The sequence below is a fragment of the Pseudacidovorax sp. genome, assembly GCF_017991995.1.
GTDB lineage: Bacteria > Pseudomonadota > Gammaproteobacteria > Burkholderiales > Burkholderiaceae_C > Xenophilus.
The window spans coordinates 80,007-94,906 of record NZ_JAGOPN010000015.1 but is presented as its reverse complement, the minus strand read 5'-3'; the positions used below and the strand labels follow the sequence as shown (position 1 = coordinate 94,906).

Genomic DNA, 14,900 nt, shown 5'->3' with positions numbered 1-14,900 from the left:
AACCCAAGGAAAGCACAGGAATGAGCAAGAAAGTCGCTTACGTCACCGGAGGCATGGGAGGCATCGGAACCGCAATCTGCCGCCGCCTGCATCAGGATGGATTCACGGTGATCGCCGGTTGCGGGCCGACCCGCGATTTCAGCAAGTGGCTTGCGGAGCAGAAGGAAGAAGGCTTCGAGTTCCACGCTTCCGTCGGCAACGTCGGCAACTGGGAGTCGACGGTGGAGGCGTTCTCCAAGGCCAAGGCCGAGCATGGCAGCATCGATGTGCTGGTCAACAACGCCGGCATCACCCGCGACCGCATGTTCGTGAAGATGACGCCCGACGACTGGAATGCCGTCATCGAGACCAACCTCAACAGCATGTTCAACGTCACCAAGCAGGTGGTGGGCGACATGGTCGAGAAGGGCTGGGGCCGCATCATCAACATCAGCTCGGTCAACGGCGCCAAGGGCCAGGCCGGGCAGACCAACTACTCGGCCGCCAAGGCCGGCATGCACGGCTTCACGATGGCGCTGGCGCAGGAACTTGCCACCAAGGGCGTGACGGTCAACACCGTGAGCCCGGGCTACATCGGCACCGACATGGTCAAGGCCATCCGTCAGGAAGTGCTGGACAAGATCGTCGGCACCATCCCGGTCAAGCGCCTGGGCGAGCCGAGCGAGATCGCCTCGATCATCTCCTGGCTGGCCTCCAGCGAAGGCGGCTATTCGACGGGCGCCGACTTCCCGGTCAACGGCGGCCTGCACATGCACTGAGCAGGGCCGTGTGCCCATCCGCCCCGGCGCCGCCGGGGCACGTCGAAGCCCGCCTTGCGCGGGCTTCGCGCTTCCGGGGCCAGGCAAAGCCCGGCGTCGCGGTGCGCCCGGCGGCGTCCTGCAAAATGGGTCGATGCACCATGGCGCCTCCCTCATCAGCACGATCGCAGCCGCCCTGGGGCTGGCACTCGCCCTCGGATTCATCGCCGCCCGTCTGAGGTTGCCGGCGCTGGTGGGTTACCTGCTCGCCGGCGTGATCATCGGGCCCTTCACCCCCGGCTTCGTGGCCGATGCCGACATCGCCTCGCAACTGGCCGAGATCGGCGTGATGCTGTTGATGTTCGGGGTGGGCCTGCATTTCTCGCTGGACGACCTGCTGCAGGTGCGGCGCATCGCGCTGCCGGGCGCGCTGGTGCAGATCGTGGCCGCCACCTGCATGGGTGGGCTTCTGGCGCTGTGGTGGGGCTGGAGCCTCGGGGCGGCACTGGTCTTCGGGCTGGCGCTGTCGGTGGCCAGCACGGTGGTGCTGCTGCGGGCGCTCGAAAGCCTGGGCATCCTGGACACCCACACCGGCCGCATCGCCGTCGGCTGGCTGGTGGTGGAGGACCTGGCGATGGTGCTGGTGCTGGTGCTGCTGCCACCGCTGGCGCAGGTGCTGGGTGGCCGTGCCGAGGAGGGCAGCGATGGCTCCATGGCGTCGCTGGCCCGCACGCTGGGCGTCACGCTGCTGCAGGTCGGTGGCTTCGTCGCACTGATGCTGATCGTGGGCCGCCGCGTCTTTCCCTGGCTGTTGTGGCAGGTCACGCGCACCGGCTCGCGCGAGCTGTTCACGTTGTGCGTGGTGGCGGCGGCGGTGAGCATCGCGTTTGCGTCGGCTTCCTTGTTCGGCGTCTCCTTTGCGCTGGGCGCTTTTTTTGCCGGCATGGTGATGCGCGAGTCCGAGTTCAGCCACCGGGCGGCGGAGGAGTCGCTGCCGCTGCGCGATGCCTTCGCCGTGCTGTTCTTCGTGTCGGTGGGCATGCTGTTCGATCCCGGCGTCCTGCTCAGCCGTCCGCTGCAGGTGCTGGCCGTCGTGCTGGTGATCGTGGTGGGCAAGTCGGTGGCGGCCTGCCTGCTCGTGCTCGCCTTCCGCTATCCGCTGGCGACCGCGCTGACGGTGAGTGCCAGCCTGGCGCAGATCGGTGAGTTCTCCTTCATCCTGCTGGCGCTGGGCCTGCGCATGGAACTGCTGCCGCCGGAGGCGCAGAGCTTGGTGCTGGCCGGAGCGCTGGTGTCCATCGCGACCAATCCGCTGTGGTTCAGCGCGATCCAGCCGATCCTGAACTGGTTGCGGCTGCATTCCTCGCTGGCCCGGCGGCTGGAGGCGCGCGACGACCCGCTGGCGGAACTGCCTGCGACCACGGCGGCGCGCTACCTTTCACGGCAGGTGGTGCTGGTGGGCTATGGCCGCGTTGGCCGGCGCATTGCGGCGCAGCTTCGCGCCCACGACATCCCCTTCGTGGTGGCGGACCAGAACCGCGAGCTGATCGAGCGGCTGCGCGAGGAAGGCGGTGCGGCGGTCTGGGGCGATGCGGCGGAGCCGTCCGTGCTCATCCAGGCCCACATCGCGCGGGCGCGGGTGTTGGTGGTGGCCATCGCCGATCCACTGAACGTGCGTCAGATGATCGACACGGCCCGCGCGCTCAATCCCGAAGTGGAGGTCGTCCTGCGCAGCCACAACGAGGACGAGGCGCAACTGCTGCGGCAGGAACTGGCGGCGACGGTCTATCTGGGAGAGCATGAACTCGCCCAGGCCATGGCGAGCGACGTACTCAGCCGGGCGCTGCCACCGGTGCCGGCGGCAGCGTCATAGGTCCTCGATGACCAACGCGCGGTAACGCTGTCCCATCACGAAGGGGTTCTCGCGCAGCAGGCTGCGGATCCGCTCGGCGTCCTCGTCGTCCTCGGTGCGCACCAGCAGGCCGGCATGGCCCTCGCGGGCCAGGCGCACGTAGGCGCGAACGGTCGCGCCTTCGGTGCCGGGGGAGGGCAGCGGATCGTCGGCGTCCGATGCCGTGGCGCCGATCGGTCCAGTGATGGCCTCGGCAGGAACGAATGCGATGTCGTCGCTGGTCACGCCGCCCTGGGCGAGGGCCTCTGCCGCAGCCCGTGCCGCCTCGGCATCCCGGAACATCAGCAGTGCGTGCCCGGTCGGATAGAAGGTCTTGCCGAGGGTCGACAGCATGTCCGGGGTCAGGGCGAAAGGCTTCATGGGGTCTCCAGAGGTCGTGCGCCGGCCCGGCACCGGAAGGTGTGGCAGGTCGGCTGGAGTTGTGAACGTAGGGAGCCCCATCCCGTCGTCCTGTAGGAATCGGCCCTTGCGGGACGCCCGGATTTGTTAATAACTGCAGTTTGGTTGCGAAACGTGTTTCTAATTGTGAAGTTTTCGCTACCTTTGAAGTGACTTCGGCGCCTAGGATTGGCGGCATGAAAAGCGGTGTAGCGTTTCGTTGGCTTCCTTGCGTCGGGATCGGCGGCCTTCTGGCCGGTGCGACGGCGGCGTTGTGGATCGCGCCGCCGCGAACCTCCGGGGAATGGGCGGCGTGGGTCCAGGCGGCGTCGGTACTGGTGGCGTTGTGTCTGGCGCTGCGCCTGCAGTATGTGGCGGGTCGGCAGGCCGCGCGCCAGGCGGAGCAGGTGGCGACGCTCTTTGCCGCCAACATGCATTGGGTGTTCCGTGAGCTCAGCGACGCCTGCATCAAGCGCGCCTGGGCCGACTTTGCCGTGCATCGGCGTGTTCTGCAGGAGGTGCTGGCACAGGGCCGCGAAGTGAGCCTGCAGCAGATCGACGGCTCGGGCCTGGCCATGGTGACCAGCCTGCGGGCCATGGCGGTGGAAGGGCTGGAGATGGTGGCCAGCCACACCCCGCAGGGCGACTGGCACCAGTTGCATCGCTACTTCGAGAAGCGCTTGCCCAGCATTGCCGGCTGGCTGGCGCTGTACGGCCATCCGCCGGAAAACAGTGGGCCTACCGACTACCAGGGGCTGCGCACCTCGTTCGGGCAGTTCGGCTGAGCGCTGCGGTCCCGAACGGTCAGTGCGGAATCTCGGCCGAGCCGCCCGCGGCCTTGGGTGGCCTGCGGATGAGCAGGAGCAACGGGATGGTCACCGCGGTCAGCACCATCATGATCCAGAAGTCGTCGAGGTAGGCCACCATGGTCGCCTGACGCGTGACCTCGGCGTTCAGGACGGCCAGGCCGGTCTGGGTGCCCAGGTCCATGGCCGGGGGCAGCGCCAGCAGCCCCTGGTTGCCCGGCGACACCAGCGCGGCCAGATTGGCATGCGCCCGGCCCGAGCCTTCTGTGAGCAGCGTCTGCACCACCGAAATGCCGACGCTGCTGCCGATGTTGCGCAGGAGGCTGAAGATCGGCGTGCCCTGGTTGCGCAGCCGCGCCGGCAGCGTGGCAAAGGTGGCCGTCGACAGCGGCACGAAGGTGAAGCCGATGCCAAGGCCCTGGATGAAGCCCGAGGTGACGATCAGCGTGCTGTCCATGTCCGGCGTGAAGCGCGTCATCTGCCACAGCGAGAAGGCCGTCAGGCCGAAGCCGGCGGCCATGATGGCGCGCACGTCGATCCGGTGGACCAACCGCCCGACCACGATCATGGCGATCATCGTTCCCACCCCGCGGGGCGCTGTGACCGCGCCGGTATAGACGACCGGATAGCCCATCAGCCCCTGCAGGAAGTTGGGCAGCAGCGAGGTGGTCGCGAACAGGATGATGCCGACGACGAACGCGAAGAACTGGCCGGTGACGAAGTTGCGGTCCTTCAGCAGGTCGCGGTTGAGAAAGCTCACGCCCTGCACGGTCCAGGTGTGGACGGCGAAGAAGGCGAGGGCGACCACGGCGCCGATCGCCTCCAGACGGATTTCCCACGAGTCGAACCAGTCCAGCTGTTCGCCGCGGTCCAGGAAGAGCTGCAGCAGGCCGATGCCCAGGCTGAGCGTCGCGAAGCCGAACACGTCGAGCTTCTCGGCCTTCGGACGGCTCTCGGGCAGGTAGCGTGCGATGCCCCAGAAGGCCACGATGCCCACCGGCAGGTTGATGAAGAACACCCAGCGCCAGTCCAGCTGATCCGTCAGCCATCCGCCCAGCAGCGGGCCCAGGATGGGGCCGATCATGATGCCCGCGCCCCAGATGGCCATGGCCTGGCCCACCTTCTCGCGCGGGTTGATGTCGAGCAGCACGGCCTGCGACAGCGGCACCAGGGCCGCCCCGAAGACGCCCTGAAGCAGTCGCGCGCCGACGATCTCGACCAGCGAGCCCGCGATGCCGCACAGCGCCGACGCCACCGTGAAGCCCACCACCGACACCAGAAAGACCCGCCGCCGGCCCCACCGGCCGCAGAACCAGCCGGTCAGAGGCAGGGTGATGGCTGCCGCGACGATGTACGAGGTCAGCACCCAGGTGATCTGGTCCTGCGAGGCCTGCAGGCTGCCCTGCATGTGGGGCAGGGCGACGTTGGCGATGGTGGTGTCCAGTGCCTGCATGATCGTCGCCAGCATGATCGAGACGGTGATCATGCCGCGGTGGGGCACGGGGTTCTGGGGGGTGGGGGTCATGGGGCGGTCTCCTCGGGGCCGCGGGTCGCGCCGCCGTCGTGCAGCGAAGCCGGCGCCGCCTCAGGTTGCCATGCGAGCAGGCCCTCGCGGGCTTTGGCCAGCAATGCCATGAGCTGGGCCTGCTCGTCGGCGCTGAGGGTGACGAGACCATGGGCCAGCACCTCGTCGCTGATGGCGAGGGCCTGGTCCATGGCATCGAGGGCGCGGGGCGTGGCGTGAATGAGTTTGACGCGGCGGTCATTGGGCGAGGGCTCGCGCCGGATCCAGCCACCGGCCTCCATGCGGTCACAGAGCGTGGCGACGGCCATGGCGCTGGTTTCCAGGCGTTGGGCCACGGCAGCCTGCGACAACGGCTCGGGCTGCTCGGGATGTGCCAGCGCCCAGAGCAGTCGGCATTGCGCCAGGGACAGGCCCATGCGCTCGCGGGCCAGCCGGTCGAAGTGGGCGCCGTGCAGCTTGGCCACCTGGTTGACCAGAAAGCTGAAGCGCTTGGAGGGGTCGATTTTCATAAACATCTATATCGTAAGTGTGTTTATTAAATGAGCCTGACTGGCTCGCGCCGCACTTGGGCGGCGGTTCTCGGCCGCCGCCAAGGCCGGCTTTGCCGCGCGTATCGCTGGGACCTGGGAAAATGCCGGCCTCTTCCCGCTCCATGTACTCCCTGCGTGGCGCGGCTTCCTGTTTTCTTTCCCGTGGAACGAGCGTCGACGTTGACGCCCTTCGCCGGCCCCTCTTTCGACCGGCGCCTCTGCCCACCTCATGAACGACAAGGACCTTTCCTCATCACTGCAGGCGTCGCTGCCCGTCGGCCGCCTCTCCGTGGCCCCGATGCTCGATTGGACGGACCGCCACTGTCGTTACTTCCACCGCCTGCTCAGCCGCCACGCCCTGCTGTACACCGAGATGGTGAACACCGGCGCCATCCTGCACGGCGATGCCGCGCGGCATCTGCGTTTCGACGGGACCGAGCACCCGGTCGCGCTGCAACTGGGCGGCAGCGAGCCCGCCGACCTGGCGGCCAGCGCGCGGCTGGGCGAGCAGTGGGGTTACGACGAGATCAACCTGAACTGCGGCTGCCCCAGCGAGCGGGTGCAGCGCGGTGCCTTCGGCGCCTGTCTGATGGCGGAGCCGGCGCTGGTGGCCGATGGCGTGAAGGCGATGCTGGACGTGGTGAGCGTGCCCGTGACCGTCAAGCACCGCATCGGCATCGACCGGGTGGAGAGCTACGACTTCGTACGCGACTTCGTCGGCACCGTGGCCGACGCCGGCTGCCGCCACTTCATCGTGCATGCGCGCAACGCGTGGCTCAAGGGCCTGAGTCCCAAGCAGAACCGGGAGATTCCGCCGCTGCGCTACGAGCTGGTGCACCGGCTCAAACACGACTTTCCTCAGCTGTTCATCGCCATCAACGGCGGTATCCAGACCGACGAACAGGTGCACGCGCAACTGCGCCTGCTCGACGGCGTGATGGTGGGCCGCGAGGCGTACCACAACCCGTGGTGGCTCTCGCAGTGGGACAGCGCCTTCTTCGGTGATGCGCCGCGTGAGGTGACGCGCGAGGAGGTGGAGGCGCAGATGTGCGACTACATGCGTCGCGAGAAACAGGCGCACGGCACGTCGTGGCAGTCGATCGCGCGGCACATGCTGGGGCTGCGCAACGGCCTGCCGGGCGCGCGCCGCTGGCGACAGGTGTGGAGCGATCACCGGCTGCGCGAGCTCGATCCGCACGAGGTGATGGCCCGGGCGCATGTGTCCGCCACGGCCGAAGTGTGACGCGGGGAGAGGCCGGTCCTCCGATCGTGCTGGCGGCGGGTGGCTGATGCCGCGCCCCGCCGCCTCCAAGCGTCAGGAAAAGCGGGGCGCGGCGCGCCTCAGGAGGCGGCTTCCAGCCCGTTCGCGAAATGCTCGCGCATGCGCGCCTCGGCCGCCTGCGCGTCCCGCGCTTCGATGGCAGCCACGAGGGCGCGGTGTTCCGCCAGCGATTCCTCGATGCGCCCCGCCTTCAGCAGCGAGTTGTGGCGATTGAGCTTCATCACCTTGCGCAGGTCGGCCACCATCTGGTCGCGCCAGCGGTTGTCGGCAATGGCCAGCAGCCGCATGTGGAAGCGCTCGTTGACGGCGAAGAAATGCTCCCGGTCGACGTGTCCGGGGCGGGCTGCGGCCTCCAGCTCCTCGTGCAGGGCGCGCAGCTCGGTGATCTGGGTCTCGGTTGCGCGGGTGGCGACCACGCCGGCTGCGTCGCTCTCCAGCAGGGCGAGCAGGTGGTACACGTCGGCCAGGTCGCGGTCGGACACCTCGGTCACATAGGCGCCGCGGCGCGGCTTCATCGTCACCAGGCCTTCGGCGGCCAGCACCTTCAGCGCCTCGCGCAATGGTGTGCGGCTGATGCCCAGTTCTTCCGCGATGCGCAGCTCGTCGATCCAGCTGCCGGGCTCCAGTTCGCGGCGGAAGATGCGCTGGCGCAGCAGCTCCGCCACCTCTTCATAGAGGGCGCGCGGGGTGAGGGTCAGGGCAGACATGGGCGCGACTGTATCGCAGATGCAGCCCCTAATTCATAATTGAATTAATAATTACAGCCGGCTAGACTTGCGGGATTCCCCGGGGTCGGCCAGCGTGGCCGCACTTCCGGCACCAGAGGTCAAGCGAGAGAGACGAAGCATGGCGGATTCCGAATTCAAGCCCTCCACCCTCGAAGACTGGGCGCGCGCCGCGGCCAAGTCGGCCCCCGGCGGCGACGTCTCGGCGCTCAACTGGACGACCCCCGACGGCATCACGGTCAAGCCGCTCTACACGGCGGCCGACCTGCAGGGCCTGCGCCACAGCGACACGCTGCCGGGCTTCGAGCCCTACATCCGCGGCCCTCAGGCCACCATGTATGCCGTGCGGCCCTGGACCATCCGCCAGTACGCGGGCTTTTCCACTGCAGAAGAGTCGAATGCCTTCTACCGCAAGGCGCTGGCAGCGGGCGGTCAGGGCGTGTCGGTCGCCTTCGACCTGGCCACCCACCGCGGCTACGACAGCGACCATCCGCGCGTGACCGGCGACGTCGGCAAGGCCGGTGTGGCGATCGATTCGGTGGAGGACATGAAGATCCTGTTCGACGGTATCCCGTTGGATAAGGTCAGTGTGTCCATGACCATGAACGGCGCCGTGCTGCCCGTGCTGGCCGGCTACGTGGTGGCGGCGGAAGAGCAGGGCGTGTCGCAGGACAAGCTCAGCGGGACCATCCAGAACGACATCCTCAAGGAGTTCATGGTCCGCAACACCTACATCTACCCGCCCGAGCCGAGCATGCGGATCATCGGCGACATCATCGAGTACACGGCCAAGAACATGCCGAAGTTCAACTCGATCTCGATCTCCGGCTATCACATGCAGGAAGCCGGCGCCAACCAGGCGCTGGAGCTGGCCTTCACGCTGGCCGATGGCAAGGAGTACGTGAAGACCGCCATCGCCAAGGGCATGGACGTGGACGATTTCGCCGGGCGGCTCAGCTTCTTCTGGGCCATCGGCATGAACTTCTACCTGGAAGTCGCCAAGATGCGGGCCGCGCGCCTGCTGTGGTGCCGGATCATGAAGGGCTTCAACGCCAAGAACCCCAAGAGCCTGATGCTGCGCACGCACTGCCAGACCTCGGGCTGGTCGCTCACCGAGCAGGACCCGTACAACAACGTCGTGCGCACCACCATCGAGGCCATGGCCGCGGTGTTTGGCGGCACGCAGTCGCTGCACACCAATGCGCTGGACGAGGCCATCGCGCTGCCCACCGAGTTCAGCGCGCGCATCGCCCGCAACACCCAGCTCATCATCCAGGAAGAGACGCACATCACCAACGTCATCGACCCCTGGGCCGGCAGCTACATGATGGAGAAGCTCACCCAGGACATGGCCGACGCCGCCTGGGCCATCATCGAGGAGGTTGAGGCCATGGGCGGCATGACCAAGGCGGTGGACAGCGGCTGGGCCAAGCTCAAGATCGAGGCCGCGGCGGCCGAGAAGCAGGCGCGCATCGACTCGGGCCGCGACGTCATCGTCGGCGTCAACAAGTACAAGCTCAAGAACGAGGACCCGGTCGAGATCCTCGCCATCGACAACATGAAGGTGCGCGACCAGCAGGTGGCGCGTCTGCAGCAGGTCCGCGCCGCGCGCGACGGCACCAAGGTGCAGGCGGCGCTCGATGCGCTCACGGCCGCGGCCGAGAAGAACGAGGGCAACCTGCTGGACCTGAGCATCCAGGCCATCCGCCTGCGCGCCACGGTCGGCGAGGTGTCGGACGCGCTGGAAAAGGCCTTCGGCCGTCACCGCGCCGACACGCAGAAGGTCACGGGCGTCTATGCCGCCGCCTACGACTCGGCCGAAGGCTGGGAGGCGCTCAAGAAGGAGATCGACGCCTTCGCCGAGGACCAGGGCCGCCGGCCGCGCGTGATGATCTCCAAGCTGGGCCAGGATGGCCACGACCGCGGCGCCAAGGTGGTGGCGACGGCCTTCGCCGACCTGGGCTTCGACGTGGACATGGGGCCGCTGTTCCAGACGCCCGAGGAATGCGCCCGCCAGGCCATCGAGAACGACGTGCATGCCGTGGGCGTGAGCACGCTTGCCGCCGGCCACAAGACGCTCGTCCCGGCCATCATCGAGGAGCTGAAGAAGCAGGGCGCGGACGACATCATCGTCTTCGTCGGTGGTGTCATTCCGCGGCAGGACTACGAGTTCCTGTACGAGGCGGGCGTGAAGGGCATCTATGGGCCCGGCACGCCGATCCCAGCCAGTGCGAAGGATGTGCTGGAGCAGATCCGGGCGGCTGTCGCAGCCTGATTGCTGTCCGCATGGGAGCGCCATTCAAGGTCTCGGTCGAGGCCATCATTGGCCTAGCTGGCCCTGCCCAGCGTCGCGCCATGGCCAAGGCCATCACGCTGCTCGAATCGACCCGCGCCGACCACCGCGCCCAGGCCGACGAGTTGCTCACGGCGCTGCTGCCCCACACCGGCCAGAGCTTCCGCCTCGGCATCTCGGGCGTCCCAGGTGTCGGCAAGTCCACCTTCATCGAGGCCCTGGGCCTGCACCTGATCGAGCACGGCCACCGCGTGGCGGTGCTCACCATCGACCCGTCGTCCACTGTGTCGGGTGGCTCGATCCTCGGCGACAAGACGCGCATGGAGCGTCTCTCGGTGCACGAGCAGGCGTACATCCGTCCCAGCCCCTCGTCGGGCACGCTCGGCGGCGTGGCCGAGAAGACGCGCGAGGCCATGCTGGTCTGCGAGGCCGCGGGCTATGACGTGGTGATCGTCGAGACCGTGGGCGTGGGCCAGAGCGAGACGGCCGTGGCCGGCATGACAGACATGTTCGTGCTGCTGCAACTGCCCAATGCCGGTGATGACCTGCAGGCCATCAAGAAGGGCGTGATGGAGATCGCCGACCTGGTCGTCATCAACAAGGCGGACATCGATGCCGATGCCGCCACCCGTGCGCAGGCGCAGATCACCTCGGCGCTGCGGCTCTTCGGCCATCACGGCAACCCGCAGCATGCGCAGGCGATGCACGACGCGCACACCGGCGCCGAAGTGCGGCATTGGCTGCCGCGCGTGATGCAGCTCAGCGCCCTGACGGGTGCCGGCGTGGACCGCTTCTGGGCCGCCGTGACCGAGTTCCGCCAGTTGCAGACCGCCAACGGTCGGATGGCCGCCCGTCGCGAGAAGCAGGCCCTGGCCTGGATGTGGGAGCGCATCGAGGCCGGCCTGCGCCAGGCCTTCCGCCAGCATCCGCAGGTGCGCGAAAGGCTGGCCGGCGTGTCCGCGGGGGTGGCCGCCGGCCATGTCGCCGCGTCGACCGCCGCGCGCCAGCTGCTCGCCCTGGCCGCGGAGCTCCCATCCCCCGAATCCCGGACGGCGACCGATGCGCCGCCCACCTCATCCCCAACCGACAGGACACCATGAAGGACATCCTCGAAGAACTCGAACGCCGCCGTGCGCAGGCGCACCAGGGCGGCGGCCAGAAGCGCATCGACGCGCAACATGCCAAGGGCAAGCTCACGGCGCGCGAGCGTATTGAACTGCTGCTGGACGACGGCACCTTCGAAGAATGGGACATGTTCGTCGAGCACCGCAGCACCGACTTCGGCATGGCAGACAACAAGATCCCCGGCGACGGCGTGGTCACCGGCTACGGCATGATCAACGGCCGGCTGGTGTTCGTCTTCAGCCAGGACTTCACCGTCTTCGGCGGCGCGCTCAGCGAGGCCCACGCCGAGAAGATCTGCAAGGTGATGGACCAGGCCATGAAGGTCGGCGCACCCGTCATCGGCCTCAACGACTCGGGTGGCGCGCGCATCCAGGAGGGCGTGGCCTCGCTCGGCGGCTATGCCGATGTGTTCCAGCGCAACGTCATGGCCTCGGGCGTGGTGCCGCAGATCAGCCTGATCATGGGCCCCTGCGCCGGCGGCGCGGTGTATTCGCCGGCCATGACCGACTTCATCTTCATGGTGAAGGACTCCAGCTACATGTTCGTCACCGGCCCCGAGGTCGTGAAGACGGTGACGCACGAGAGCGTCACGGCCGAGGAACTGGGCGGCGCCGTCACCCACACCACCAAGAGCGGCGTGGCCGACCTGGCCTTCGAGAACGACGTGGAGGCGCTGATGATGCTGCGCCGCCTGTACAACTACCTGCCGTTGTCCAACCGCGAGAAGCCGCCGGTGCGCCCCAGCGGCGATCCGGCCGACCGGGCCGACCTCTCGCTGGACACGCTGGTGCCCGACAACGCCAACAAGCCCTACGACATGAAGGAGCTGATCCTCAAGGTCGTGGACGACGGCGACTTCTTCGAGCTGCAGCCCGACTACGCCAAGAACATCGTGATCGGTTTCGCGCGCATGGAAGGCCAGAGCGTGGGTATCGTCGCCAACCAGCCGCTGGTGCTGGCCGGCTGCCTGGACATCAAGAGCTCGATCAAGGCGGCGCGCTTCGTGCGCTTCTGCGATGCCTTCAACATCCCGGTCGTCACCTTCGTGGACGTGCCCGGTTTCATGCCCGGGACCAGCCAGGAATACGGCGGCATCATCAAGCACGGGGCCAAGCTGCTCTATGCCTATGCCGAATGCACGGTGCCGAAGATCACGGTCATCACGCGCAAGGCCTATGGCGGTGCGTACGACGTGATGGCCTCCAAGCACCTGCGCGGCGACGTGAACCTGGCCTGGCCGCGCGCAGAGATCGCGGTGATGGGCGCCAAGGGCGCGGTGGAGATCATCTTCCGCGAGGAGAAGAAGGACCCCGAAAAGCTCGCCGCCCGCGAGGCCGAGTACAAGGCCCGCTTCGCTAACCCCTTCGTGGCCAGCGCACGCGGCTACATCGACGACGTGATCCTGCCGCACGAGACGCGCAAGCGCATCTGCCGCAGCCTGGTGATGCTGCGCGAGAAGAAGCTGGAGAACCCGTGGCGCAAGCACGGGAACATTCCTCTTTGATGAGCCCGGGAGCGCTACACATGTTCAAGAAGATCCTGATCGCCAACCGTGGCGAAATCGCCTGCCGCGTCATCAAGACGGCCCGCAAGATGGGCATCCAGACCGTGGCCGTGTACTCGGACGCGGACCGCGACGCCCGCCATGTCGAGCTGGCCGACGAGGCCGTGCACATCGGTGCCGCGCCGTCGCGCGAGTCCTACCTGATGGCCGACCGCATCATCGAGGCCTGCAAGAAGACCGGGTCCGAGGCGGTGCACCCGGGCTACGGCTTCCTGTCGGAGAACGAGTCCTTCGCCAAGCGCGTGGAAGAAGAGGGCATCGTCTTCATCGGCCCCAAGCACTATTCCATCGCAGCCATGGGCGACAAGATCGCCTCCAAGAAGCTGGCGAACGAGGCCAAGGTCAACACCATTCCCGGCTACAACGAGGCCATCGACACGCCCGAGCAGGCGGTGGAGATCGCCAAGGGCATCGGCTATCCGGTGATGATCAAGGCCAGTGCTGGCGGCGGTGGCAAGGGCCTGCGTGTCGCCTTCAACGACAAGGAGGCGCTGGAGGGCTTCACCTCCTGCCGCAACGAGGCCCGCAATTCCTTCGGAGACGACCGCATCTTCATCGAGAAGTTCGTGGAGCAGCCGCGGCACATCGAGATCCAGGTGCTGGGCGACAGCCAGGGCCACGTCATTTACCTCAATGAGCGCGAGTGCTCGATCCAGCGCCGCCACCAGAAGGTCATCGAGGAGGCGCCGTCGCCCTTCATCAGCGATGCGACGCGCAAGGCCATGGGCGAGCAGGCCGTGGCGCTGGCCAAGGCCGTGAACTACCAGTCCGCCGGCACGGTGGAGTTCGTGGTCGGCAAGAACCAGGACTTCTACTTCCTGGAGATGAACACGCGCCTGCAGGTGGAGCACCCGGTCACCGAGTGCATCACCGGGCTGGATCTGGTGGAGCTGATGATCCGCGTCGCGGCCGGCGAGCCGCTGCCATTGACCCAGGCCGACGTGAAGCGCGACGGCTGGGCCATCGAATGCCGGATCAACGCGGAAGACCCGTTCCGCAACTTCCTGCCCTCGACCGGCCGGCTGGTGAAGTTCCAGCCGCCGGCCGAATCGCTGTCGGCCTCCGAGCCAAATGCGCCCGACGCTTATGGCGTGCGCGTGGATACGGGCGTGTACGAGGGGGGCGAGATCCCCATGTACTACGACTCGATGATCGCCAAGCTCATCGTGCACGGCCGCGACCGCGCGCATGCCATCGCGCTGATGCGCGAGGCGCTCAACGGCTTCGCGATCCGCGGCATCCACAGCAACATCCCCTTCCAGGCGGCGCTGCTGGCGCATCCCAAGTTCGTCAGCGGTGACTTCAACACCGGCTTCATCGCCGAGCACTATGGCCATGGCTTCCGGGCCGAGGACGTGCCGCACGATGACCCGGACTTCCTCGTCGCCCTGGCTGCCTATGCGCACCGCCGCTACCGCGCGCGCGCCTCGGGCATCAGCGGCCAGCTGGCGGGCCATGGCGTGAAGGTGGGTGAGCAGTTCGTGGTCGTCACGCTGGCCGCAGACGGCGAGCATCGCCACACGCCGGTGAGCGTGACCGACTTCCAGGGCGCCACGGGCGCGAGCGCGGTGCAGGTCGGGAGCCGCAGCTACCAGCTCGAAAGCCGCTCGCCGCTCGGCGGCATCCGCGTCGAAGGGCGCGTGAACGGCCAGCCGTTCACGGCCCAGGTCGAGCGCGGAGCCGGCAAGAACCCGCTGGCCCTGCGCGTGCAGCACAACGGCACGCAGATCGAGGCCATGGTGCTGTCCCTGCTGGGTGCGCGCCTGCAGTCGCTGATGCCCTACAAGGCACCGCCGGACATGAGCAAGTTCCTGCTCTCGCCCATGCCCGGGCTGCTGGTGGACGTCGCCGTCAAGGAAGGCCAACAGGTGCAGGCCGGCGAAAAGCTCGCCGTCATCGAGGCCATGAAGATGGAGAACGTGCTTTTCGCGGCGCAGGACGGCGTGGTGGGCAAGATCACCGCCGGCAAGGGCGAATCGCTGGCGGTCGATCAGGTGATCCTGGAGTTCAACTGAATGGGCGT

Annotated in this window: 12 protein-coding genes; 8 read left to right on the top strand and 4 right to left on the bottom strand. The window is 67.5% G+C overall.

Features of this window, described 5'->3' with window-relative positions; translation table 11 throughout:
* Positions 1–20: 20 nt before the first annotated feature.
* Positions 21–758 carry an acetoacetyl-CoA reductase gene (gene phbB, locus KBC94_RS19710; RefSeq protein WP_017758534.1) on the top strand — a complete coding sequence of 246 codons (738 nt, stop codon included), beginning with the start codon at positions 21–23 and terminating at the stop codon, positions 756–758.
* Positions 759–891: 133 nt separating this feature from the next.
* Complete coding sequence (gene ybaL / locus KBC94_RS19705; protein WP_294373938.1) at positions 892–2,610, top strand: YbaL family putative K(+) efflux transporter; 1,719 nt, start codon at positions 892–894, stop codon at positions 2,608–2,610.
* Here ybaL and KBC94_RS19700 read toward each other — a convergent pair.
* Positions 2,605–3,009: a hypothetical protein gene (locus tag KBC94_RS19700; protein WP_294373935.1), complete on the bottom strand. Its 405-nt coding sequence runs from the start codon at positions 3,007–3,009 to the stop codon at positions 2,605–2,607. The two genes, ybaL and KBC94_RS19700, sit on opposite strands and share 6 nt — an antisense overlap.
* A gap of 188 nt (positions 3,010–3,197) precedes the next feature.
* Here KBC94_RS19700 and KBC94_RS19695 point away from each other — a divergent pair, with 188 nt between their 5' ends.
* The gene (locus KBC94_RS19695; protein ID WP_147284414.1) at positions 3,198–3,812 is read left to right on the top strand and encodes a hypothetical protein; all 615 of its coding nucleotides are present in this window, start codon (positions 3,198–3,200) and stop codon (positions 3,810–3,812) included.
* Positions 3,813–3,831: 19 nt separating this feature from the next.
* On the opposite strand, the gene KBC94_RS19690 is transcribed toward KBC94_RS19695, so the two are convergent.
* Positions 3,832–5,358, bottom strand: coding sequence for an MDR family MFS transporter (locus KBC94_RS19690; RefSeq protein ID WP_294373925.1), 1,527 nt, complete (start codon positions 5,356–5,358; stop codon positions 3,832–3,834).
* Positions 5,355–5,867, bottom strand: a complete 513-nt coding sequence (locus tag KBC94_RS19685; protein ID WP_294373922.1) for a MarR family transcriptional regulator — start codon at positions 5,865–5,867, stop codon at positions 5,355–5,357. Before KBC94_RS19685 ends, KBC94_RS19690 begins: the two co-directional genes overlap by 4 nt.
* Positions 5,868–6,117: 250 nt before the next feature.
* Here KBC94_RS19685 and dusA point away from each other — a divergent pair, with 250 nt between their 5' ends.
* Positions 6,118–7,131 carry a tRNA dihydrouridine(20/20a) synthase DusA gene (gene dusA, locus KBC94_RS19680; protein WP_294373919.1) on the top strand — a complete coding sequence of 338 codons (1,014 nt, stop codon included), beginning with the start codon at positions 6,118–6,120 and terminating at the stop codon, positions 7,129–7,131.
* 98 nt (positions 7,132–7,229) lie between these two features.
* Here the strand turns inward: dusA and KBC94_RS19675 are convergent, their stop codons facing one another.
* On the bottom strand, positions 7,230–7,877 hold the full coding sequence (locus tag KBC94_RS19675) for a GntR family transcriptional regulator (RefSeq protein ID WP_294373916.1): 648 nt from the start codon (positions 7,875–7,877) through the stop codon (positions 7,230–7,232).
* Positions 7,878–8,016: 139 nt separating this feature from the next.
* On the opposite strand from KBC94_RS19675, the gene scpA reads away from it, so the two are divergent.
* From scpA to KBC94_RS19655, 4 genes are read left to right on the top strand one after another with little or no spacing between them, the layout of a single operon-like run.
* Positions 8,017–10,170, top strand: a complete 2,154-nt coding sequence (gene scpA, locus KBC94_RS19670) for a methylmalonyl-CoA mutase (protein ID WP_294373915.1) — start codon at positions 8,017–8,019, stop codon at positions 10,168–10,170.
* 11 nt (positions 10,171–10,181) lie between these two features.
* Positions 10,182–11,288, top strand: coding sequence for a methylmalonyl Co-A mutase-associated GTPase MeaB (meaB, locus tag KBC94_RS19665; protein WP_294373910.1), 1,107 nt, complete (start codon positions 10,182–10,184; stop codon positions 11,286–11,288).
* Positions 11,285–12,817 (top strand): acyl-CoA carboxylase subunit beta, encoded by a 1,533-nt coding sequence (locus tag KBC94_RS19660; RefSeq protein ID WP_294373905.1) that lies wholly within the window; start codon positions 11,285–11,287, stop codon positions 12,815–12,817. Before meaB ends, KBC94_RS19660 begins: the two co-directional genes overlap by 4 nt.
* Before the next feature lie 20 nt (positions 12,818–12,837).
* Positions 12,838–14,892, top strand: a complete 2,055-nt coding sequence (locus KBC94_RS19655; protein WP_294373902.1) for an acetyl/propionyl/methylcrotonyl-CoA carboxylase subunit alpha — start codon at positions 12,838–12,840, stop codon at positions 14,890–14,892.
* The last annotated feature ends 8 nt before the right edge of the window (positions 14,893–14,900 follow it).